This is a genomic window from Streptomyces caelestis, from assembly GCF_001279005.1.
GTDB classification, from domain to species: Bacteria; Actinomycetota; Actinomycetes; order Streptomycetales; family Streptomycetaceae; genus Streptomyces; species Streptomyces heliomycini.
Genome location: NZ_LGCN01000017.1, coordinates 13,968 through 36,080 on the forward strand (window position 1 = coordinate 13,968; position 22,113 = coordinate 36,080).

Sequence of the window (22,113 nt, forward strand, 5' to 3'; positions counted from 1 at the left end):
CAGCACAGCCGCCGGACGAGGAGAAGGACGAAGCCGATGGCCACGGACTACGGACAGGGCTACGGGCTCCCCACGGAGCCCGGACACCCCGGGCACGCCGAGGGACGGCGGCACCGGCTGCCGGCCGCGCTGCGGGCGCCGGTCGAGGGACGCGCCTGGCGCGAGCTGGGATACGTGCTGCTGAGCCTGCCGATCAGCATCCTGCTGTTCACCTACGCGGTCACGATGGTGTCGCTGGGGGCGGGCCTGCTGGTGACGTTCCTCGGTGTCCCGGTGCTGGCGGCGGCGCTCGCCGGCTGCCGCGGGTTCGGGGCGGTGGAGCGGGCGCGGGCGCGGGGGCTGCTGGGTCTGGAGGTGGCCGAGCCGGAGCCGCTGCGGATGCGGCGGCAGGGGTTCATGGCGTGGATCGGGGCCGTGCTCAAGAGCGGCGCCTCCTGGCGGGCCCTGCTGTACGCGGTGCTGCGGCTGCCGTGGGCGGTGCTCTCCTTCGTCGTCGGCGTGACCGTCTGGACGGTGGGCTGGTCACTGCTGACGTATCCGCTGTGGTCCTGGGTCCTCCCGATGCACGCCGGGCAGGACGGCATACAGCTGTACGGCGACGAGCACCGCCAGATCTATCTGGACAACCCGTTCGAGATCGCGGTGACCGCGGGGGTGGGTCTGCTGTTCACCCTCGCCACGCCGTGGATCGTGCGGGCGCTGACGATGGTGGACCGGGTGATGGTGCACGGGCTGCTGGGACCGTCGCGGCTGGTCACGCGGGTGGTGGAGCTGGAGTCGGACCGCGGGGTCGTGGTGGACACGGCGGCGGCGGACCTGCGGCGCATCGAGCGCGATCTGCACGACGGGGCGCAGGCCCGGCTGGTGGCCCTGGCCATGGATCTGGGGCTGGCGAAGGAGAAGCTGCGGGAGGATCCGCGGGTCGCGGCGCGGATGGTGGACGAGGCGCACGGCGAGGTGAAGACGGCGCTGCAGGAGCTGCGGGACCTGGCCCGCGGCATCCATCCGGCGGTGCTGACCGACCGGGGTCTGGACGCCGCGCTGTCCTCGGTCGCCTCGCGGTGCACGGTGCCGGTGCAGGTGGAGGTGGACCTGGCGGAGCGGCCCGCGCCGGCCATCGAGGGCATCGCCTACTTCACCGTCTCGGAGCTGCTGCAGAACGTCGGCAAGCACGCGCGGGCGACCTGGGCGGCCGTGGAGGTGTGGCGGACGGAGAACCGGCTGATGCTCCAGGTCGTGGACGACGGCGTGGGCGGCGCCGAGGTGTCCGAGGGTTCCGGACTGGCCGGGCTGGCGGAGCGGCTGGACGCGGTGGACGGGATCCTGGTGGTGGACTCGCCGGCGGGCGGTCCGACGCGGGTGACCGCCGAACTGCCGTGGCGGGAGGAGCGGGCGCGGTGAGGACGGGCTGAGACCGGCGGGCCGGCTTTTCGCCGGCGGAACCGGAGGGCGGGTGCGGGCCACGGGCCCGCACCCGCCCTCCGTCGACGGCCCCCGATCGTGCGGCCCCGCCGCATCCCCTGCCGGATGCTGGAATGCTGGACCCGACGACCGGGCCCGCCACAGGGGTGGGCGCGGATCAGGGGCATGGGGGCAGAGGGACGTGGAGGACAGGGTGCGGGTGGTCATCGCCGAGGATTCGGTGCTGCTGCGGGAGGGCCTGACCCGGCTGCTGACCGACCGTGGGCACGAGGTCGTGGCCGGTGTCGGTGACGGTGAGGCGTTGATCAAGACCATCACCGAGCTGGACGGGGAGAACCTGCTCCCGGACGTCGTGGTGGCCGACGTGCGGATGCCGCCGACGCACACGGACGAGGGGGTGCGGGCCGCGGTGCAGCTGCGCAGGACGCATCCGGGCGTCGGGGTGCTGGTGCTGTCGCAGTACGTGGAGGAGCGCTACGCCACGGAGCTGCTCGCGGGTTCCAGCCGTGGCGTCGGTTACCTGCTCAAGGACCGGGTGGCCGAGGTCCGCGAGTTCGTGGACGCGGTGGTGCGCGTGGCCCGGGGCGGCACGGCCCTGGATCCCGAGGTGGTCGCGCAGCTGCTGGGGCGCAGCCGTAAGCAGGACGTGCTCGCGGGGCTCACCCCGCGTGAGCGGGAGGTCCTGGGGCTGATGGCGGAGGGCCGGACGAACTCGGCGATCGCCAGGCAGCTGGTGGTCAGCGACGGCGCCGTGGAGAAGCACGTCAGCAACATCTTCCTGAAGCTGGGGCTGTCCCCGAGCGACGGCGATCACCGGCGGGTGCTGGCCGTCCTCACCTATCTCAACTCCTGAGCGGGGACGGCTCGACGTCGTGTCCATCATGCGAATGACCCGAGGAAGGCGGCCCTTACGGACGTAGGGTTTATGCGGGGAAGGCCTGCGGGAAGGCCGTCCCGGACAGCCGCCCTCGAGGAGGTCCAGTTCAGTGACCAGTCAGGTCAGCAGCACAGCGGAGCAGGCCGACGGAGCAGTCGTAGGGGAACAGCGCACAGCGGCGGGGGCGAAGGACGTCCGCCGGCTCGACCGAGTGATCATCAGGTTCGCGGGGGACTCGGGTGACGGTATGCAGCTCACCGGTGACCGTTTCACCTCGGAGACCGCGTCGTTCGGCAACGACCTCTCCACGCTGCCGAACTTCCCGGCCGAGATCCGCGCGCCCGCCGGCACCCTGCCCGGCGTGTCGTCCTTCCAGCTCCACTTCGCCGACCACGACATCCTCACCCCCGGCGACGCGCCGAACGTGCTGGTGGCGATGAACCCGGCGGCGCTGAAGGCCAACCTCGGGGATCTGCCGCGCGGGGCGGAAATCATCGTCAACACGGACGAGTTCACCAAGCGGGCGATGCAGAAGGTCGGCTACGACAGCAGTCCGCTGGAGGACGGCTCGCTGGACGGCTACAGCCTGCATCCGGTGCCGCTGACCACGCTGACCGTGGAGGCGCTGGGGGAGTTCGACCTCACCCGCAAGGAGGCCGAGCGCAGCAAGAACATGTTCGCCCTCGGGCTGCTGAGCTGGATGTACCACCGGCCCACCGAGGGCACGGAGAGATTCCTGCGGTCGAAGTTCGCCAAGAAGCCCGAGATCGCCGCCGCCAACATCGCGGCCTACCGGGCGGGGTGGAACTTCGGCGAGACGACGGAGGACTTCGCGGTCTCCTACGAGGTGGCCCCGGCGGCGAAGGCGTTCCCGCCCGGCGTCTACCGCAACATCTCCGGGAACCTGGCCCTGTCCTACGGCCTGATCGCCGCGTCCCGCCAGGCGGACCTGCCGCTCTACCTCGGCTCCTACCCGATCACCCCGGCCTCGGACATCCTGCACGAGCTGAGCCGGCACAAGAACTTCGGCGTGCGGACCTTCCAGGCGGAGGACGAGATCGCCGGCATCGGCGCGGCGCTGGGGGCGGCCTTCGGCGGTTCGCTCGCGGTCACCACCACGTCCGGGCCGGGTGTGGCGCTGAAGTCCGAGACGATCGGGCTCGCCGTCTCGCTGGAGCTGCCGCTGCTGATCGTGGACATCCAGCGCGGCGGCCCCTCCACCGGTCTGCCGACCAAGACCGAGCAGGCGGACCTGCTGCAGGCGATGTACGGCCGCAACGGCGAGGCGCCGGTCCCGGTGGTCGCGCCCCGCACTCCGGCCGACTGCTTCGACGCCGCGCTGGAGGCGGCCCGTATCGCCCTCGCCTACCGCACGCCGGTGTTCCTGCTCTCGGACGGCTACCTCGCCAACGGCAGCGAGCCCTGGCGCGTCCCTGACCTCCAGGAGCTGCCGGACCTGACCGTGCGGTTCGCGCAGGGGCCGAACCACGCGCTGGACGACGGCACCGAGGTGTTCTGGCCGTACAAGCGGGACCCGCGGACCCTGGCCCGCCCCTGGGCGATCCCCGGCACCCCGGGTCTGGAGCACCGCATCGGCGGCATCGAGAAGCAGGACGGCACGGGCAACATCTCCTACGACCCCGCCAACCACGACTTCATGGTCCGCACCCGGCAGGCGAAGATCGACGGCATCGACGTCCCCGACGTCGAGGTCGACGACCCGGACGGGGCGAGGACCCTGGTGCTGGGCTGGGGGTCGACGTACGGGCCGATCACGGCCGCCGTGCGCCGTATCCGCAAGGAGGGCGGCCGGATCGCGCAGGCCCACCTGCGCCACCTCAACCCCTTCCCGCGCAACCTCGGCACGGTCCTCGAAAGGTACGGCAAGGTGGTGGTCCCGGAGATGAACCTGGGGCAGCTCGCCACCCTCATCCGGGCGAAGTACCTGGTGGACGCCCGCTCCCACAACCAGGTCAACGGCATGCCGTTCAAGGCGGAGCAGCTCGCCGCGGCGCTGAAGGAGGCCATCGATGACTGACGCCAACGCCCTTCTCCAGCTGGTGCCCAAGGCCGAGGGCCGGCAGTCGATGAAGGACTTCAAGTCCGATCAGGAAGTGCGCTGGTGCCCCGGTTGCGGCGACTACGCCGTCCTCGCCGCCGTGCAGGGCTTCATGCCCCAGCTCGGCCTGGCGAAGGAGAACATCGTCTTCGTCTCCGGCATCGGCTGCTCCTCCCGCTTCCCGTACTACCTGAACACCTACGGGATGCACTCCATCCACGGCCGCGCCCCCGCCATCGCCACCGGTCTGGCCACCTCCCGCCGCGACCTGTCCGTCTGGGTCGTCACCGGCGACGGCGACGCGCTGTCGATCGGCGGCAACCACCTCATCCACGCCCTGCGCCGCAACGTCAACCTCAAGATCCTGCTGTTCAACAACCGGATCTACGGCCTGACCAAGGGGCAGTACTCCCCCACCTCCGAGGTCGGCAAGATCACCAAGTCGACGCCGATGGGGTCGCTGGACGCGCCGTTCAACCCGGTGTCGCTGGCGATCGGCGCGGAGGCGTCCTTCGTGGCCCGCACCGTGGACTCCGACCGCAAGCACCTCACCGAGGTGCTGCGCCAGGCCGCCGACCATCCCGGCACCGCCCTGGTGGAGATCTACCAGAACTGCAACATCTTCAACGACGGCGCCTTCGAGGTGCTCAAGGACCGGCAGCAGGCCGAGGAGGCGGTGATCCGCCTGGAGCACGGGCAGCCGATCCGCTTCGGCGCCGACGGCTCCAAGGGCGTCGTCCGGGACCCGGCCACCGGTGATCTGAGGGTCGTCGCGGTGACGGCGGAGAACGAGGCCGACGTCCTGGTCCACGACGCCCACGCCGCGTCCCCGACCACGGCCTTCGCGCTGTCCCGGCTCGCGGACCCGAACACCCTGCACAACACCCCGATCGGGGTGTTCCGCTCCGTCGGCCGGCCCGTCTACGACACCCTCATGGCCGACCAGCTCGACACCGCCGTCGAGCAGCGGGGCAAGGGCGACCTCGCCGCGCTGCTCGCCGGCGGGGACACCTGGACCGTCGTCGGCTGAGTCCCGCCGGCGGTCGCGACGAGGCCCGGGCGCCCTACGGCGTCCGGGCCTCGTCGTACGCCTGCCGGGCGGCGAGGACGTCGGCCATGCGCCGGTCGGTCCACCGGGCCAGCTCGCGCACCTGCTCGGCCGCCTCGCGGCCCAGGCCGGTCAGGGAGTAGTCGACGCGGGGCGGGATGACCGGCTTGGCGTCGCGGTGGACCAGGCCGTCGCGCTCCAGGGTCTGGAGGGTCTGGGTGAGCATCTTCTCGCTGACCCTGCCGATCGCCCGGCGCAGTTCGCTGAAGCGGTACGGGCGCTCCAGCAGCCGGATCAGCACCAGGACGCCCCAGCGGCTGGTCACGTGCTCCAGGACCAGCCGGTGCGGGCACATCGCCTCGGCTTCGCTCCGCCGACCCTCATCACTTACCGCCATGCCAGTACCTTACTCCAAAGTGGGTACTTTCTATTAGTTAGTGCAACTCCTAGGGTGGGTGGCACACCCGCGCACACCCCCTACAGGAGTTCCGCATCATGAGCATCGTCGTCACCGGCGCCACCGGACACCTCGGCCGTCACGTCGTGGAACAGCTGCTGGAGAAGGTTCCGGCCGAGCAGATCACCGCCGTCGTCCGCAGCGCCGAGAAGGCGGCCGGCCTCGCCGGGCGCGGGGTGCGGATCGCGGTCGCCGACTACAACGCCCCCGAGACCTTCGACGGCCTGTTCGCGGCCGGCGACAAGGTCCTGCTGATCTCCGGCAACGAGTTCGACAAGGGCCGGGTGGGCCAGCACCGGACCGTCATCGACGCCGCGAAGGCCGCGGGGGTCGCCCTGCTCGCGTACACCAGCGCCCCCGGCACCCTGACCGCCGCGCTCGCCGACGACCACCGCGGCACCGAGGAGGCGCTGCTGGGCTCGGGCGTGCCGTACGTGCTGCTGCGCAACGGCTGGTACCACGAGAACTACACCGAGAACCTCGCCCCGGTGCTGGAGCACTCCGCGGTCGTCGCCGCCGCCGGCGAGGGCCGGATCTCCTCCGCCTCGCGGGCCGACTACGCGGCCGCCGCGGTCGCCGTGCTGACCGGCGAGGGACACGAGAACACCGTGTACGAGCTGGGCGGCGACGAGGCGTGGAGCTTCGCCGAGTACGCGGCCGAGCTGAGCCGGCAGACCGGTGAGGAGATCGTCTACAGCCCGGTCACGACCGAGGCGCTCGCCGGCATCCTGGCCGGCGCCGGGGTGCCCGGGCCGATGGCCGCCGTGCTGGCGGGCGTGGACGCCTCGATCGAGAAGGGGGAGCTGGTCGTCGACAGCGGCGACCTGTCCCGGCTGGCCGGCCGCCCGACCACCCCGCTCGCCGAGGCCGTCGCCGCCGCGCTCAAGGGCTGACCCGGAGGGCCGCCGAACCCGCCACCCCCGCCCGTCATGACCGTATGCCGGTACGGACATGACACGCGGGGGTGTCCGGCGTTACCGTCGTCCGGCGAGCACCGCGCGCGCGTGCGCGGGCGTCGCGGGAGAACAGGGCACGCGTCGGACACGAAGGAGGGTCCCGTGACCGGGAAGCCGGCCGCAGAGCGGCGCACAGGACTGCTGAACGGCTTCGCCGCGTACGGGATGTGGGGGCTCGTCCCGCTGTTCTGGCCCCTGCTCAAGCCCGCCGGGGCGGTGGAGATCCTGGCCCACCGGATGGTCTGGTCGCTGTTCTTCGTGGCCGCCGCCCTGCTCTTCATACGCCGCTGGGCCTGGCTCGGCGAGCTGCTGCGGCAGCCGCGCAGACTGGCGCTGATCACGGTCGCCGCGGCGGTCATCACCGTCAACTGGGGCCTCTACATCTGGTCCGTGAACTCCGGGCACGTCGTCGAGGCCTCCCTCGGCTACTTCATCAACCCGCTGGTCACGATCGCGATGGGCGTGCTGCTGCTGAAGGAACGCCTGCGGCCCGTCCAGTGGGCGGCGGTCGGGGTGGGCGCCGCGGCGGTGCTCGTCCTCACCCTCGGTTACGGCCGGCCGCCGTGGATCTCGCTCTGCCTCGCCTTCTCCTTCGCCACGTACGGGCTGGTGAAGAAGAAGGTCAACCTCGGCGGCGTCGAGTCGCTGGCCGCCGAGACCGCGGTCCAGTTCCTGCCCGCGCTCGGCTATCTGCTGTGGCTGGGCGCCCGGGGCGATTCCACGTTCGCCGCCGAGGGGCCGGGGCACACCGCGCTGCTCGTCTCGACCGGGATCGTCACGGCGCTCCCCCTGGTCTGCTTCGGCGCCGCCGCGATCCGCGTGCCGCTGTCCACGCTGGGACTGCTGCAGTACCTGGCGCCGGTCTTCCAGTTCCTGCTCGGGGTCGTCTACTTCAAGGAGGCCATGCCGCCCGAGCGGTGGGCCGGTTTCGCACTGGTGTGGCTGGCGCTCGCCCTCCTCACCTGGGACGCGCTGCGCACCGCCCGCCGGGCCGCCCGCGCGCTCGCCGGGGGGACCGGCGCGGCCGGGACCGGCGTGCCGGCCGGGACGGTGGGCGCGGCTCCGGCCCCGGACACCGGGAGCGTGCCCGCCGCGGCCGAGGCGGACCGGGTGGAGGCCAGGCCGTAGCGCCGGGCGTTGTCGGAGCGGGGCCCTATAACTGGTGGCATGACGCAGACACCGACACCGGCCACTCCCGTGCACTGGAAGATCGTCATCGACGCGGCCGACCCGCACGCGCAGGCCGACTTCTGGGCCGCCGCCCTCCGGTACGTGGTCGAGGACAACAGCGCGCTCATCGGGAGACTGCTGGGCGCGGGCGCCGTCCCGGCCGAGCTGACCGTCGAGTCCCACGGCCGCCGGGCGTGGCGCGACCTGGCGGCGGTACGGCACCCCGACGACCCGTACGAGGAGGAGAGCGGCACCGGCCGTGGACGGCGGCTGCTGTTCCAGCGCGTACCGGAGGAGAAGACGGTCAAGAACCGGCTCCACCTCGACCTGCATCCCGGCGCGGGGCGCCGTGAGGAGGAGCTCGCCCGGCTGGAAGGGCTCGGCGCGCACGTGCTGCGGCGGGTGGAGGAGCCCTCCGGGGGATGGCTCGTACTGACGGACCCGGAGGGCAACGAGTTCTGCCTGCATTAGGGGCTTCGCCCGGTCCTCCCCGGCGGCAAGGGCTCCTCAGGACCGCCGGGCGCGGGCGCGTCCGGTCAGCCGGCCCATGCGGGCGCGGGCGGACTCCAGTTCCTCGATCTCGCCGGCGGCGGGCCCGTCCTCGGCGGTGAGCTCGGTCCACAGGGCGATCAGCTCGTGCCCGAGCTCCAGTCCGAGCAGCGGGTCGCGCACCGCGCGCCATGCGGTCGCCGCGCTGCGGACGTTGCCGTAGGCGGCCTCCGCGTCCCCCGCGCGGCGGCAGATCCCGGCGAGGTCGAGGGAGATCCGGAAGGCGCGCAGCGGCTCACCGGCCAGGTAGGCGATGTACGCGGCGAGTTCGCGCAGCCGCAGCACCTCCGGGTGCTCCGGCCCCAGGGTCCCCGAGGCCTCCGCGACGGTCTCCTCGGCCAGCCCGGCCGCCTCGTCGATCCTGCCCGTCCGGACGGCGTCGTTGATCCGGGCCACGGGTCCGGCGAGGTGGCTCTCGCCGGCGACGGGGGGTTCGTCACCGAGCACCGCCTCCGCCACGGCGTCGAACCCGCGGGGCGGGGTGGGCCCGGGATCGGGGTCGGGGTCGGGCAGGGGCTCGGGGGCCGGTGCGGCCTCGGGCGCCCGGAGCCGGCCGGGAAGCGGCCGCGCGTCCATGGCCGGGGGCGGGCCGAACTCGCCCGTCGGGGGCGCGACCGTGCCGGGCGGCGCGGCCTTCGCCGACCCGGGGACGGCCCGCGGTTCGAACGTCGGCACGACGTCCCGGGGAGCCTCCGGCGCGGGCACGGGGCGCAGCTCGAAGGTGGGGGTGGCGTCCCGTACGGGAGCCGGTCCGGACGTCCCTTCCGGCGTCGGCTCGGACGCGGGGCGCGAAAGGCTCACCGGCCGGTCCGCGCCGGACTCCGGCGCCGTCAGGACGGGCTGGGCCGTGAAGTGGCTGGAGCCGTCCGGGTCGACCCGGAGCGGGACGACGCAGCCGAGGCGTTCGTCGTGCACGGTGGCGAGGACGGCGTGACCGGAGGCGATGGCGATGCGGTGGAGGCGGTTCAGCACCGCCTGCTGAATCTCCTCGCCGGGTCCGGCGATCACCGTCACCCCGCCGACCGACGCCCCGCCCGCGCCGCCCACGGGGACACGGACGTCGATCGGTGCCGCCGCAAGGTTCGCCGCATGCGCGGCCTGCTGCTGTTCCCGCTTCTTCTCGCGGCTGAGTCGAGACATCGTTCCCTCATTCGGGTCGTACACCTGCCGTCGAGTGTGTCCGCTCGCCCGCGTTTCTCACGTCACCGCGTTGTCACAGGCTCGTCCCAACGGCCGTCCGCGGCGGTTCCCCGTCCGCCGGGCGGCATGAAGACCGAGGTGACGAGCAGGATGGGGACATGGAACAGGGACCGGAGATCTGGATCCGAGGGCCGGTGGCGGTACCGGAGACGGCCCCGCCGGAGCCCGCCCACGCGCGGGCGACGGCCCGCCGCTTCTGCTGGGTCGGCCTGCACGGCGGCGCGGGCGTCTCCACGCTCGCCGCGGTCTACGGCGGTCATGACGGCGGACGTGCCTGGCCCGGCCCCGCCGGTCCGCCGTCGGTGCTGCTCGTCGCCCGGACCCACGCGGCCGGCCTGGACGCCGTGCTGCCGGTGGTGGACGCGGCCCGGCGCGGCGGGGCGCCGCGGGGAGTCGGCCTGGAGGCCGTGGTCCTGGTGGCGGACGCGCCGGGACGGTTGCCGCGTCCCCTCGCCCACCGGATCCGGCTCGTCGAGTCGGTGGTCGACGTGTACCGCGTGCCCTGGGTGGACGCGTGGCGCCTGGGCGACCTGTCCGGCCGGCCGCCCCGCGGGGCGGAGCCGCTGGCCCGCCTGACGGGCGCGGTGCGCTGAGTTCGGGGGCCCGGGCGCCGGCCGGCCGGGGACACGGCTTCCGTGCGTCCGTCCCGGTCGAGGGGATCGCGTCCGCCGTGCGCGGGCGGCGACTGCGGGCCGTGGACGTGGTCGCCCGGGTGCTGGCGCGGATCGAACGGGCCGATCCGGTGCTGTGCGCGTTCCTCGAGGTGTGGGGCGAGGAGGCGCTGCGGCGGGCGGACGAGGTGGACACGCGGGTCGTCGCCGGTGACCGTCCGCCCCTGGCCGGGGTGCCGGTCGCGGTCAAGGGGCGGCACGGGCTGCGCGCGGCGGAGCCGCTGCTCGCGGCCGGCGCCGTCGCCGTGGGCGCGACGTCGGTGCCCGGTCCGGGAACGCCCTGGCAGACCTGGGGGCTCGGGGCGCACGGCCGTACCGTCAACCCGTGGCGGGCGGACCGCACGCCGGGCGGGTCCTCGGCCGGGGCGGCCGTGGCGGTGGCGGCCGGGCTGGTGCCCCTGGCGACGGGCGGCGACGGCGCGGGCTCGGTGCGGATCCCGGCGGCGTGGTGCGGGGTCGTCGGGCTGAAGGTCACGGGTGGCCGGTTCCCCTCGGCCGACCGCACGGGCCTCGCCGCGCCCGGTGTCCTCACCCGCACGGCCGCGGACGCGGCGGCCTGGTGGCGGACGGTGTCGGGGCGGCCCACGGCCGCCCGGGCCTGTCCGCCCCTCCCCGTCCCCGCCGTCTGGTCCCCCGACCTCGGCTTCGCCGGTCCCGACGCGGAGCCCGTCGCCCTGGCCCGGGCGGCGGCCGGCCGGCTGGCCGACGCCGGGCTCGTACGGCTCGTACGGCCCTCGTCGTCGCCGGAGCTCCTCGATCCCGCGCCCGCCTGGCTCACCCTGCGCACCCCCGGCGCCGACCCCGCCGGCGCCCACCGCGTCCGGGCGGAGAACGACCGGCGCCTGGACGCCCTCTTCGCCCGTGCCGACCTGCTGCTCACCCCCACGGCGCCCACCGCGCCGCACGGCCACGACGGCCCCGGCGAGGTCTACTCGACCGCGCTCACCTGGGCGTTCAACGTCAGCGGGCACCCCGCGCTGAGCCTCCCGGCCGGATTCGGCGCCGACGGCTGCCCGGCGGGGCTCCAGCTGGTCGCGCCGCACGGGCGGGAGGACCTGCTGCTCGCGGTGGCGGCGGAGGCGGAACGACGCGGGGTCGCCACCTCCGGCTGACCTCCGCTCCTCACCAGCCGAGCTGTGCCTCGCCCAGCACCTCGCCGCCGATGTGCGCGGCGAGCTTCCGGGCGCGGGGCGGGTCGCCGAACTTGGTCACGTGGACGAAGACGGTGTGTTCCTCGGTCCAGTGGCCGTACTGGGCCTCGTCGCCGTGGAACACGACGTGGACCCCGTCGTACTTCGGGTGCCCGTCCGAGTCCGCCTCCGGGTCGTCCGGCCGGCAGCCGTGCCACTCGACGGAGGCCATGCCCTCGCCCAGCGCGGCCAGGATCCCGTCCTCGACGCGCTCCCGCCCGACCTCCTCCGAGAAGGTCAGCGGCAGGTGTCCGGCCGGCGCCGCATCGTCCAGTGCCGTCACGTCGAGGTCGAACCAGAGGTGGTCGCCCGTCGTCGGACCGGTCCGGGTGCCGGCGTAGTCGAAGGGCGGTCCGGGAGCGATCGCGGCGATCCGCCGCACGTCGCGGACCGTGGGCAGTTCGGCGAACAGCCACACCTTGTCCTCGACCTGCTCCAGCAGCGCGCACAGCCGCCCGGCCCGCCGGTACGCCTCGGCCGCGTCGGTGGTCCGGAAAACGGGGTACGCCCGTGAGGTGCCCATGGGCGGAACCGTCACACGCGCCGGTCCGCCCGTGCCACCCCGTTTCTCCTACGCGGTGATGTCCTTCGCCGTGAACCGCGCCCAGGCCGCCGAGCCGAACACGGCCGCGTAGAGGGCCTGCAGGCCGAGGTTCTTCGTCAGGTCGTCCCAGTAGACCGGTTCGCGCATCAGGTCGGCGAAGGACAGCCAGTGGTGGGAGAAGAGGTAGGGGTGCAGGGCGTGCAGCTGGGGGATCTGGTCGAGGATCTGCACCGTGATCAGCAGTCCGACCGTGGTGGCCATCGCCGCGATGCCGCTGTCGGTCAGCGTGGAGACGAACAGGCCGAGCGCCGCCACCCCGATCAGTGACACGGCGACGACCAGGGCGATCAGCAGGGCTCTGGCCAGCCCCTCGGAGAAGCTGATCCGGGTGCCCGAGATGGTGGTGAGGTCGCCCAGCGGAAACAGCAGCGCGCCGGTGACCAGCGCCGACACGGCCACCACGAGGGTGGCGACCAGACAGAAGGCCATGACCGCCGCGTACTTGGTGAGCAGCAGGCGGCTGCGGCCCGCGGGGGCGACCAGGAGGTAGCGCAGGGTGCCGGCGTTCGCCTCGCCGGCGACGGCGTCGCCCGCGACCACCCCGACCGCCATGGGCAGGAAGAACGGCAGCGTGGCGGCGAGCGCGGTGAAGACCAGGAACAGGCCGTTGTTGATGATCTGGGAGAGGAACGCCGGTCCTCCCCCGCCGCCGCCGGCCGACGTACCGTCACCGGTCTCGATCCGTACGGCGACGCCGACCAGGACCGGTACGGCGGCCAGCACCCCGAGCAGGGCGAGGGTGCGCCGGCGCCGGAAGGTGGTGATCAGCTCGCTGCGCAGCAGACCGAGGGTCCACAGCGGGCTCGCCCCGCGCACCGCTTCAGCCCGCGACATCGAAGCCCTCCCCGGTCAGTGCCACGAACGCGTCCTCCAGCGAGGCCCGTTCGACCCCGAAGCCGCGCACCCGGACGCCGGCGGCGACCAGTGCGGCGTTCACCTCGGCGAGGTCGCGCGCGGGGGCCTCGCCGGTCACCCGCTCCCCGGCCACGACGACATCGGCGATCCCCTGCTCCTCGAGCACCCTGGCCGCGTCCGCCGGGTCCGGTGTGGTCACCACCAGCCGGCCCCGGGCGCCCGCGGCCAGTTCGGAGACCGGGCCCTGGGCGATCAGCCGGCCCCGGGCCATCACGGCGGCGTGCGTGCACACCTGCTCGATCTCGTCGAGCAGGTGGGAGGAGAGGAAGACGGTGGTGCCGTCCGAGGCCAACTCGCGCACCAGCGTGCGGATCTCCCGCATGCCCTGGGGGTCGAGGCCGTTGGTCGGCTCGTCCAGGACGAGCAGCCGGCGCGGCTGGAGCAGGGCGGACGCCAGGCCCAGGCGCTGCTTCATGCCGAGGGAGTACGCCTTCGCCTTCTTGCCGGCCGCGGCCGTGAGGCCCACCCGGTCCAGGGCGGCGGCGACGCGGGCGCGCCGGGTGCGCGGATCGGCGGTCGGGTCGGCGGCGTCGTAGCGCAGGAGGTTGTCGCGGCCGGAGAGGAAGCCGTACAGGGCCGGGCCCTCGATGAGGGCGCCGACGCGGGGCAGCACGGCGCGCGCGGAGCGCGGCATGGGGCGCCCCAGGACGTGCGCCGTGCCGGAGGTCGGTTCGATCAGGCCCATCAGCATGCGGATGGTGGTGGTCTTGCCGGAGCCGTTGGGGCCGAGGAAGCCGAAGACGCTGCCCTCCGGGACGGTCAGCTGCAGACCGTCGACGGCGAGCTGCCCGCCGCGGTAGCGCTTGGTGAGCGCGCGGGTGACGATGACTCCGTCACCCGTGGCCTCCCCGTCGCGCCGCTCCGGTTCCGTGGCGGACGCCTCGCCCATCGGCTCCCTCGTTCCCTGTCGTGTCGTGAGGTCCCGGGGCCTCACTTCCCCGCGTCGGCCGCCTTCACGAGCGCGTCCTTGGTGACGGCGCCCACGTAGACCTTGCCGTCCTCGGTGATCAGGGCGTTCACCAGGCGGGTGCCGAACACCGTGCCGGTGCCGAACTCGCCCTCGACCCGGTCGCCGAGCGAGCCGAGGAAGCCTTCGAGGTCGCCGCCGGCCTCGCCGGTGGGCAGGCCGCCCGCCTCGCCGTCGTCGAAGACGGCGACGGTGTTCCAGCCCTCGCCGAGCATCTTCAGCCCGTCGAGCCCCTTGGCCAGGTCCGCCTCGGACTTCGGGGCCTTCCCCGGCTTCCCGGAGTGCTCCCGGCCCTTGTCCAGGTCGCCGTCCTCGGTCACCTCGGCGCCCTTGGGCGGGGTGAACTCGAAGGTCGACGCGGCCGGACGGTCGAAGCTCACCTTGGTGAAGCCGACGTCCACGACGGCCGCGCCGCCGCTCGACGGGGTGAGGGTGAACTTCAGCGGCATGCCCGTCTCGTGGTCCACCGCGATGCTGATCGCGCCGACCGTGGAGCCGGACTGCCTGGGCTTGACGACCAGTTTGTACGCGTCCCGGCCGGCCACCTGGGCGGTGCCGTCGACGGTCACGGACGTGGTGTCGTCGACCGACTTCAGCGCCTCCTCGGCGAAGTCCTTCGGGGTGGCCGGGGGCCGCTGCTCCCGGTCCTCGCCGGAGGCGTCGACCGTGCCGTGGTAGACCTCGTTGGACGCGCTGTCGTAGCCCCAGACGTCCTTGCCGTCGTGGATCAGGCTGTACTCGGCGGCGTTCTCCAGGAGCGACACCTTCTGCCGGTCCGGGCCGTCGGCCGCGACCCGCAGCGTGTGCGTGCCGGACGCCAGTTCGGCGAGCTTGGCGGACGGGTCGGCCGAGGAGCCGTCGTCACCGCCCTGCGCCCTCGCGCCGGACATGAGGCCGCTCTCCAGGCCGCCGAGGTCCGGCAGTCCGAGGTCGGTGGTGATCCTCACGGTGCCGGACAGCCGCTCGACGTCCGACTGCGCGATCTTCTCGATGAGCTGCGCGGCGGTGATCTCCGGCAGGTCGGGGTCGCCGGAGTCGGCGAGCGCGGGGACGAGGCCGATGGTCGCGGCCGCCACCCCCATCACGGTGACCGGGACGGCGTACCGCGCGGCCCTGCGCCGTCGCGTGCGCGGCTCGTCGGCCTCCCCCGCGGTCGTCGTGTTCTCGGATTCGTACGGTGCCATGTGTGCCCTGCCTTCGTGGTCGGCGGCGGCTTCCGTCTCGTGTCCTCGCACCAGTCTCACCCTGAGCCGCCCTTCTCACCCGAACCGGTGAGAAGTGGTGTTGTCCGTCGTGTTCCATCCGACCAAATCCGGCAGGCGGATTCGTCAGTCCCCGGACGCAACTCCACGTACTGCTGGGGTATGACACGGAGGGCGGTTCCCTCCCCCGTCCCGTAGGGGGTGCGGGGGAGTTCGGGCCGGGTCAGCCCGCGCGGTGCACCACCGCGTCGCACAGCTGCACGAGCGCCGCCTTCGCCTCGCACTCCCGCAGCGGGGCCAGCGCCGCGCGCGCCTCCTCGGCGTACCGCACGGTGTCCCGGCGGGCCTGCTCCAGCGCGGGGTGGGCGCGCAGCAGCCGCAGCGCCTCGGCGTGCCGGGTGTCGTCGGTGAGGTCGGAGTCGAGCAGTTCGCACAGGGCGACGTCGTCGGCGAGACCCAGCCGGGCCGCCCGTTCGCGCAGCCGCAGCACGGGCAGGGTGGCGATGCCCTCGCGCAGGTCGGTGCCGGGGGTCTTGCCGGACTCGTGGGAGTCGGAGGCGATGTCCAGGACGTCGTCGGCGAGCTGGAAGGCGACGCCGAGCCGCTCGCCGTACTGGGTCAGCACGTCCACGACCGTCTCCTCGGCGCCGGACATCATGGCGCCGAACCGGCAGGCGACGGCGACCAGCGAGCCGGTCTTGCCGCCGAGTACGTCGAGGTAGTGGTCGACCGGGTCGCGGCCGTCCTGCGGCCCCGCGGTCTCCAGGATCTGCCCGGTGACCAGCCGCTCGAACGCCTCGGCCTGCACCCGTACGGCCTCCGGCCCGAGGTCGGCCAGGATGTGCGAGGCCCGCGCGAAGAGGAAGTCGCCGGTGAGGACCGCGACGGAGTTGCCCCAGCGGGTGTTCGCGCTGTCGACCCCGCGCCGCACCTCGGCCTCGTCCATCACGTCGTCGTGGTACAGCGTGGCCAGATGGGTGAGCTCCACCACCACGGCCGAGGGCACGACACCGGGCGCGTAGGGGTCGCCGAACTGGGCGGCGAGCATCACGAGCAGCGGGCGGAACCGCTTGCCGCCGGCCCGCACCAGGTGCTGGGCGGCCCCGGTGATGAAGGGGACCTCACTCTTGGTGGCCTCGATCAGCCCTTCCTCGACAGCCGTCATTCCGGCCTGGACATCGGCTTCCAGAGCCTGGTCCCGCACGCTCAGCCCGAACGGCCCGACGACGGTCACGAGGGGTCTCCTGTCTGCTGGTGTCCACTGGCGATCACACGGAATGTCGATAGGTCGCTGCCCTCACTCAAGTCAGCGTATCCGGTCATGTTTCGATCACCGCCAGCGCCCGGCGTTAGGAGCGGGGCGACACGGGGGCAGGAACGGAGCACTTTTGATCATTCGATAACAACGGACATTCTCCGACTTTCCCGGACGCGGCAATCCACTCCTCGGACCGGCTCCCGACCTGCCCGTCGGGCCACATCTCGCCATGCACACCATCCTGCCCGCCCCGGCGTCCGATTTGCCGCAAATGATGAACTGATTCCCCTTGGCGAAAAATGCGCTCACAGGTGACCCCCAGTGAAGTGGGTCACGCGCGGCCCGGCACCCCCGCCACGTCCCGCCACCGGCCACCCCCCTTCCCCGGACGCGGAGTTGACTCTTGACACCCGTAAAGGATCAAGCGCCACAAAACGCCCATTACAAGATCAAAGGGGGTCTTGTGTGAGGTCCGCGCTTGTTCCCGACATGCGCTCTCGCATACGTTCCGGGCCTGCCGGGTGGACGCCTAATCCTGCCGCCGCCCGCATCAACCGACGACGACCACTCAGGACGGCAGGAGCGGGGGACCCAGGTAAGCCGCCGGGCCGGACACGCGCCGGAACGGCTAGGGGTGAAGCCATGCCCGCAGGGGCACGGCCGGGCACTCTCCCGCCCGAACCCGACAGCTCACCTCGCAGGCGTAGGAGAGGAACCCAGACATGCCTGCTTTCGGTCAGCACCGCCGCCGCCTCGCCCGCTCCCTCGCCGTCGCCGGCACCGGCGTCGCCGTGGCCGCCCTGCCACTGTTCGGCGCGACCGGCGCCTTCGCCGCCACCACCGAGCCGACGACGACCGCCGCCTCCGTGACGGCGTACCCGGACAACCTCGACGGCTGGATCCGCGAGTCGCTGGACGTCATGGCGCAGAACGGCATCCCGGGCAGCTACGAGAGCATCCACCGCAACATCATGCGCGAGTCCTCCGGCAACCCGTACGCCATCAACAACTGGGACTCCAACGCCGCCGCCGGCACGCCGTCGAAGGGCCTGCTGCAGATCATCGACCCGACCTTCGCGGCCTACCACGTGCCCGGCACCGTCTTCGACCCGTACGACCCGGTCGCGAACATCACGGCGGCCTGCAACTACGCGGCCGACCGCTACGGCTCCATCGACAACGTCTTCGGCGCGTACTGAGCCACCCGCTGACGGGCGAGCGTCACCACCCCGCCGAACAGTCGCTCGAGGACGACGGCCACGCCGTCGTCCTCGTTCGACGTGGTGACCTCGTCCGCCACCGCCTTCAGTTCGGGATGCGCGTTCGCCATGGCGACGCCGTGGGCCGCCCAGTCGAACATGGGGACGTCGTTGGGCATGTCGCCGAAGGCGATCGTCCGCTCCGGGCCCAGGCCCAGGTGCTCGGCGGCCAGCGCCAGCCCGGTCGCCTTGGTCACCCCGCACGGCTGGAGCTCCACGGTGCCCGGCCCCGACATGGTGACCGTGGCCAGTGAGCCGACCACCGACCGGGCCGCCGCCGCCAAGGCGTCGTCGGACAGGTCCGGGTGGCGCAGCAGCACCTTGCTGATCGGCCGGTCCCACAGCTGCCCGCGCCGCTCGACCCGCACCGCCGGCAGGGTCGGGTGCGGCATCAGGTAACCGGGCTCGATCAGCGTCAGCCCGTCGACCCCGTCCTGGTCGACCGCGGCGTACACCTCCCCCACCTCGGCCTCGATCTTGCCGAGCGCGGTCTCCGCCAGCTCCCGGTCCAGGGTCACGGACCACAGCATCCGGTCCGCGCCGGCGTCGTACACCTGGGCGCCCTGTCCGCACACCGCGAGCCCCGTGCAGCCGAGGACGTCCAGGAGCGGCCGCACCCTGGGGGCCGGGCGCCCCGTCACCACGAGGTGCCGCGCGCCGGCCCGCTCGACCCGCGCGAGCGCGGCGAGGGACCGGTCGGAGATGGTGTCGTCGCCGTGCAGCAGCGTCCCGTCCAGGTCGGTGGCGATGAGTGAGTACGCGGTGGGTGCGGCCATGATCAGAGAATACGGACAACCCGGCGGTCCGATTCACCCTGCCCGTTTGCGTTCGCTTTCGGTGCGGTTCCCTTCTCTCGCACTTCCCTCGACGCCGGGTAAGGACCGGTTCAGGACCCTTTCCCCGTTTGGCGAGAACATGCTCCGCTATCTACCGTCCGCCCGGTCCCGGGCGGTACCTTCCAGGAGTCCAGGGGGGACTTGATCGGGGGGTCGGGTGAGCAGTGGACGCGTGCGCGTGCTGAGGCCCGAGGAGCTCGGCGAGGGGGAACGGGAGCGCTGGCGGGAACTGCGCGCCGCGGCGGACGCACCGCGCAACCCGTTCATGGAACCGGAGTTCAGCATCGCCGTGGCCCGGGTGCGGCCGCGGGCCCGGGTCGCCGTGCTGTACGAGGGCGGACAGCCGGCGGGCTTCCTGCCGTACGAGCGGGGTGCGCTGGGACGGGGCCGGGCGATCGGGCTCGGGGTGTCGGACCGCCAGGGCGCGGTCCTGGCTCCCGGTGCCGCCCTGGAGACGGGTGAACTGCTGCGGGCCTGCTCGGTGTCGAGCCTCGCCTTCGACAACCTGGAGGCGGGCCAGGGGCTGTTCGTGCCGTACGCGGCCGAGGAGCACGCCACGTATGTCATCGACGTGGAGAAGGGCTACGAGACGTACGAGTCGGCGCTGCGCACCCGGTCGCCGAAGTTCCTGAGGACCACGCTGGCCAAGGAGCGCAGGCTGGGCCGCCGGTCCGGGCCCGTGCGGTTCGTCTTCGACGAACGCGACCCGGCCGCGCTGCGCACGCTGATGGAGTGGAAGTCGGCGCAGTACCGCAGGACCGGGCGGCGCGACCGGTTCGCGCAGGAGTGGATCGCCCGGCTCGTGGGCCGGCTCGCCGAGACCCGGACCGGCCAGTGCACGGGCACGCTGTCGGTCCTGTACGCCGGGGGCCGCCCCGTCGCCGCGCACTTCGGGCTGCGTTCGGCATCCGTCCTGGCCTGCTGGTTCCCGGCGTACGCCCCGGAGTTCGCGACGTACTCGCCGGGGCTCGTGCTGCATCTGCGGATGGCCGAGGCGGCCGCGGCCGAGGGCATCGGGATGCTCGACATGGGGCGCGGTCCGGCCGCGTACAAGGACTCGCTGAAGACCGGTGAACTCGCCGTCTACGAAGGGGCGGCGACCCGTCCGGGCGTGGGCGCCGCGCTGCACCGGCTGAGCCGCGAACCCGTGCGCCGCGCGCACGGCTTCGTCCGCGCCCGTCCGCGCCTGGCGGCGCTGGCGGCACGGACCCTGAAGGGCGCGGCACGACTGCGCCGGCCGTGAGGAGGGGGAGGGCGGGTGTCCCGGAGAACGCGTACGCAGGAGGAGATACGGCGGTTCCTGGCCATCGGCGCGGTGCAGGTCGCCGAACTGGACCTGGACGGTGACGAGTCCGCCCCGAGACCCGGCCCGGGCAGCCCCCCGGTGACCCACGGCGAGGTGTTCCTGCTGGTCAGACGGGCGGGTCGCCCGGTGGGGACCGTGCGGGCACGGGTGCCGGAGGGCGCGGATCCGCGGGCTGTGCTGACGGAGGCGGCATCCGGGGCGGCGGGGGTGGCCGTGGCGGCGGAGGGCGGCGGGGAGCCGCCGTACGCCTCGGTCGTCGTGGCCACCCGGGAGCGGGCCGGGCAGCTCGCCCGGGCGCTGGACTCGCTGCTCGCGCAGGAGCATCCGCGGTTCGAGGTCGTCGTCGTCGACAACGCGCCGGTGACCGAGGGGACCCGCGAACTGGTGGAGCGCGAGTACGGCGAGCGGGTGCGGTACGTGTGCGAGCCGGCGCCCGGACTCGCCGTCGCGCACAACAGGGGGCTGGCGGCGGCCCGGGGCGAGGTGATCGCGTTCACCGACGACGACGTGGTCGCCGATGCCCGCTGGCTCACCGAGCTGACCGCGCCGTTCGCCGCCGATCCCCGGCTCGGCTGCGCCACCGGCCTGATCCTGCCCGCCCGGCTGCGCACCCCGGCCCAGGTCCTGCTGGAGAGCCACGGCGGCTTCGCGAAGGGCTTCACGCCGACGACGTACGACCCCGGCGACCCGCCCCGCGACGATCCGCTGTTCCCCTTCACCGCGGGCCGCTTCGGCTCCGGCGCGAACATGGCCTTCCGCACGGAGGTGCTGCGTGCCGTCGGCGGCTTCGACCCGGCCACCGGCGCCGGGACACCCGCCCGGGGCGGCGACGACCTGTACGGGTTCGTCCGCGTCCTCGCCCAGGGGCACCGGCTGCACTACACGCCGTACGCGCTGGTGTGGCACCACCACCGGGAGACCTGGGCCGACCTGGAGGCCCAGGCGTACGGGTACGGCGCCGGGCTCACCGCCTGCCTCACCGCGCTCCTGGTCGACCGGCCCGCGCTGCTGCCGGCGTTCCTCGCCCGGCTGCCGCGCGGCCTCGCGCACGCCCGCGCGCTGACCGAGGCGCGCGACACGGACGGCGGCGGCGTGCCGGGCGGGCACGCCACCCGCACCCACCCCTGGCCACGCCGTCTGTCGCGGCTGCAGCGCAGGGGGATGCTGTACGGGCCGCTCGGCCATCTGCGGGCGCGGCGGGCGCTGAGAGGCGCCGCGGGGAGGAGGGCGGGATGAACCCGGCCGTACCCGTCCTCCTCTACCACGCCGTGATGGACGATCCGCCGGGCTGGATCGCCGAGTTCACCGTCACGCCCAAGGAGTTCGCGGCCCACCTCGACGCCGTCGCGGACAGCGGCCGCACGCCCGTCACCATCAGCGCCCTCGCCGACCACCTCACCGGACGGGCCCCCCTGCCGCCCCGGCCGGTGCTGCTCACCTTCGACGACGGCTTCGCCGACCTGCCCGGCCCCACCGCCGCCGTCCTGGCCGAGCGCGCGCTGCCCGCGACCGCGTACCTCACCACCGGCGCCATCGCCCCGGGCGGCCGCAGCCTGCTGCCGCCCGCCCCGATGATGAGCCTGGACCGGGCGGTGGAGCTGGAACGCTCCGGCATGGAGATCGGCAGCCACACGGTCACCCACGCCCAGCTCGACACCCTGACCGCCGGGCGGCTGCGCGCCGAACTCCTGGACTCCAGGGCCGTGCTGGAGGACGCCCTCGGCCATCCCGTCCCCCACCTCGCCTATCCGCACGGCTACAACAGCCCCCGGGTGCGCGCCATGACCGCCCGCGTCGGCTACGAGACGGCGACCGCCGTGCGGCACGCGCTCAGCTCGGGGCGGGACGAGCGCTACCGCATCGCCCGCCTGATCGTCCGCCGCGGTCACACCGTCGCCGACGTCGAGGCGTGGCTGGCGGGTGACGGCGCGCGGATCGCCCCGTACCGGGACGGGCCGAGGACCGTCGGCTGGCGGTGGTACCGCCGGGCCCGCACCCTCCTGCGCGGCCGTCCCGCCTTCGCCGGTTGACGGGGACCGGGAGGTGGGAGGACGGGCCGGGGCGTGCGGGAGGCGCCGGGCAGCCGTCACTCCTCTCGCTTCCGCCCCTTCCGCCATTTCCGTCGCTTCGTGGTGGGTTCGACGTTTTTGACGTGAAAAACAGAGGT

At 73.5% G+C, this 22,113-nt stretch carries 21 protein-coding genes and 1 riboswitch; of the genes, 13 read left to right on the forward strand and 8 right to left on the reverse strand.

Going from position 1 to position 22,113, the window contains the following annotated elements:
- Positions 1-36: 36 nt before the first annotated feature.
- The 4 genes from ADK41_RS02535 (at position 37) to ADK41_RS02550 (ending at position 5,388) form a co-directional block, all read left to right on the forward strand.
- Positions 37-1,401, forward strand: coding sequence for a sensor histidine kinase (locus ADK41_RS02535; protein ID WP_030823397.1), 1,365 nt, complete (start codon positions 37-39; stop codon positions 1,399-1,401).
- A 202-nt stretch (positions 1,402-1,603) separates the two neighbouring features.
- Positions 1,604-2,275: a response regulator transcription factor gene (locus ADK41_RS02540; protein WP_030823394.1), complete on the forward strand. Its 672-nt coding sequence runs from the start codon at positions 1,604-1,606 to the stop codon at positions 2,273-2,275.
- A gap of 133 nt (positions 2,276-2,408) precedes the next feature.
- Positions 2,409-4,337: a 2-oxoacid:acceptor oxidoreductase subunit alpha gene (locus ADK41_RS02545; protein ID WP_030823391.1), complete on the forward strand. Its 1,929-nt coding sequence runs from the start codon at positions 2,409-2,411 to the stop codon at positions 4,335-4,337.
- On the forward strand, positions 4,330-5,388 hold the full coding sequence (locus ADK41_RS02550) for a 2-oxoacid:ferredoxin oxidoreductase subunit beta (protein ID WP_030823388.1): 1,059 nt from the start codon (positions 4,330-4,332) through the stop codon (positions 5,386-5,388). Before ADK41_RS02545 ends, ADK41_RS02550 begins: the two co-directional genes overlap by 8 nt.
- Positions 5,389-5,422: 34 nt before the next feature.
- Here ADK41_RS02550 and ADK41_RS02555 read toward each other — a convergent pair whose 3' ends face one another.
- Positions 5,423-5,803 carry a winged helix-turn-helix transcriptional regulator gene (locus ADK41_RS02555; RefSeq protein ID WP_030823385.1) on the reverse strand — a complete coding sequence of 127 codons (381 nt, stop codon included), beginning with the start codon at positions 5,801-5,803 and terminating at the stop codon, positions 5,423-5,425.
- 98 nt (positions 5,804-5,901) lie between these two features.
- Here ADK41_RS02555 and ADK41_RS02560 point away from each other — a divergent pair, with 98 nt between their 5' ends.
- From ADK41_RS02560 to ADK41_RS02570, 3 genes are all read left to right on the forward strand, one after another.
- The gene (locus ADK41_RS02560) at positions 5,902-6,756 is read left to right on the forward strand and encodes an SDR family oxidoreductase (protein WP_030823382.1); all 855 of its coding nucleotides are present in this window, start codon (positions 5,902-5,904) and stop codon (positions 6,754-6,756) included.
- A gap of 165 nt (positions 6,757-6,921) precedes the next feature.
- Positions 6,922-7,947: an EamA family transporter RarD gene (rarD, locus tag ADK41_RS02565; RefSeq protein WP_030823379.1), complete on the forward strand. Its 1,026-nt coding sequence runs from the start codon at positions 6,922-6,924 to the stop codon at positions 7,945-7,947.
- Positions 7,948-7,986: 39 nt separating this feature from the next.
- Entirely contained in the window at positions 7,987-8,460 is a 474-nt protein-coding gene (locus ADK41_RS02570; protein WP_030823376.1) for a VOC family protein, read from the forward strand.
- A gap of 36 nt (positions 8,461-8,496) precedes the next feature.
- Here the strand turns inward: ADK41_RS02570 and ADK41_RS02575 are convergent, their stop codons facing one another.
- Complete coding sequence (locus tag ADK41_RS02575; RefSeq protein WP_030823373.1) at positions 8,497-9,678, reverse strand: hypothetical protein; 1,182 nt, start codon at positions 9,676-9,678, stop codon at positions 8,497-8,499.
- A gap of 158 nt (positions 9,679-9,836) precedes the next feature.
- Between ADK41_RS02575 and ADK41_RS02580 the strand changes: the two genes are divergently transcribed.
- A complete protein-coding gene (locus tag ADK41_RS02580) occupies positions 9,837-10,331 on the forward strand; it encodes a DUF6668 family protein (RefSeq protein ID WP_030823370.1) in 495 nt (164 codons plus the stop codon).
- A gap of 77 nt (positions 10,332-10,408) precedes the next feature.
- A complete protein-coding gene (locus tag ADK41_RS02585; RefSeq protein ID WP_280923039.1) occupies positions 10,409-11,521 on the forward strand; it encodes an amidase in 1,113 nt (370 codons plus the stop codon).
- Positions 11,522-11,531: 10 nt separating this feature from the next.
- On the opposite strand, the gene ADK41_RS02590 is transcribed toward ADK41_RS02585, so the two are convergent.
- The 5 genes from ADK41_RS02590 to ADK41_RS02610 all read right to left on the reverse strand — a co-directional run bounded on the left by ADK41_RS02590 (position 11,532) and on the right by ADK41_RS02610 (position 16,521).
- Positions 11,532-12,122, reverse strand: coding sequence for a hypothetical protein (locus tag ADK41_RS02590; RefSeq protein ID WP_030823364.1), 591 nt, complete (start codon positions 12,120-12,122; stop codon positions 11,532-11,534).
- 48 nt (positions 12,123-12,170) lie between these two features.
- Positions 12,171-13,037 (reverse strand): ABC transporter permease, encoded by an 867-nt coding sequence (locus tag ADK41_RS02595; RefSeq protein WP_030823361.1) that lies wholly within the window; start codon positions 13,035-13,037, stop codon positions 12,171-12,173.
- Positions 13,024-14,007 carry an ABC transporter ATP-binding protein gene (locus ADK41_RS02600; RefSeq protein WP_030823358.1) on the reverse strand — a complete coding sequence of 328 codons (984 nt, stop codon included), beginning with the start codon at positions 14,005-14,007 and terminating at the stop codon, positions 13,024-13,026. The genes ADK41_RS02595 and ADK41_RS02600 overlap by 14 nt, the downstream gene beginning before the upstream one ends.
- A 41-nt stretch (positions 14,008-14,048) precedes the next feature.
- Positions 14,049-15,269, reverse strand: a complete 1,221-nt coding sequence (locus ADK41_RS02605; protein WP_030823355.1) for a LolA family protein — start codon at positions 15,267-15,269, stop codon at positions 14,049-14,051.
- 241 nt (positions 15,270-15,510) lie between these two features.
- Positions 15,511-16,521 carry a polyprenyl synthetase family protein gene (locus ADK41_RS02610; RefSeq protein WP_030823352.1) on the reverse strand — a complete coding sequence of 337 codons (1,011 nt, stop codon included), beginning with the start codon at positions 16,519-16,521 and terminating at the stop codon, positions 15,511-15,513.
- 575 nt (positions 16,522-17,096) lie between these two features.
- Positions 17,097-17,264: riboswitch (cyclic di-AMP (ydaO/yuaA leader) on the forward strand.
- A 3-nt stretch (positions 17,265-17,267) separates the two neighbouring features.
- Here ADK41_RS02610 and ADK41_RS02615 point away from each other — a divergent pair.
- The gene (locus tag ADK41_RS02615) at positions 17,268-17,744 is read left to right on the forward strand and encodes a transglycosylase SLT domain-containing protein (RefSeq protein ID WP_030823349.1); all 477 of its coding nucleotides are present in this window, start codon (positions 17,268-17,270) and stop codon (positions 17,742-17,744) included.
- Here the strand turns inward: ADK41_RS02615 and ADK41_RS02620 are convergent.
- Positions 17,708-18,580 carry a Cof-type HAD-IIB family hydrolase gene (locus ADK41_RS02620; protein ID WP_030823346.1) on the reverse strand — a complete coding sequence of 291 codons (873 nt, stop codon included), beginning with the start codon at positions 18,578-18,580 and terminating at the stop codon, positions 17,708-17,710. The two genes, ADK41_RS02615 and ADK41_RS02620, sit on opposite strands and share 37 nt — an antisense overlap.
- A gap of 217 nt (positions 18,581-18,797) precedes the next feature.
- On the opposite strand from ADK41_RS02620, the gene ADK41_RS02625 reads away from it, so the two are divergent.
- From ADK41_RS02625 to ADK41_RS02635, 3 genes are read left to right on the forward strand one after another with little or no spacing between them, the layout of a single operon-like run.
- Entirely contained in the window at positions 18,798-19,883 is a 1,086-nt protein-coding gene (locus tag ADK41_RS02625; protein ID WP_030823343.1) for a GNAT family N-acetyltransferase, read from the forward strand.
- A gap of 15 nt (positions 19,884-19,898) precedes the next feature.
- Positions 19,899-21,182: a glycosyltransferase gene (locus tag ADK41_RS02630; RefSeq protein ID WP_030823340.1), complete on the forward strand. Its 1,284-nt coding sequence runs from the start codon at positions 19,899-19,901 to the stop codon at positions 21,180-21,182.
- Complete coding sequence (locus ADK41_RS02635) at positions 21,179-21,976, forward strand: polysaccharide deacetylase family protein (protein ID WP_030823337.1); 798 nt, start codon at positions 21,179-21,181, stop codon at positions 21,974-21,976. The genes ADK41_RS02630 and ADK41_RS02635 overlap by 4 nt, the downstream gene beginning before the upstream one ends.
- Positions 21,977-22,113 lie beyond the last annotated feature (137 nt).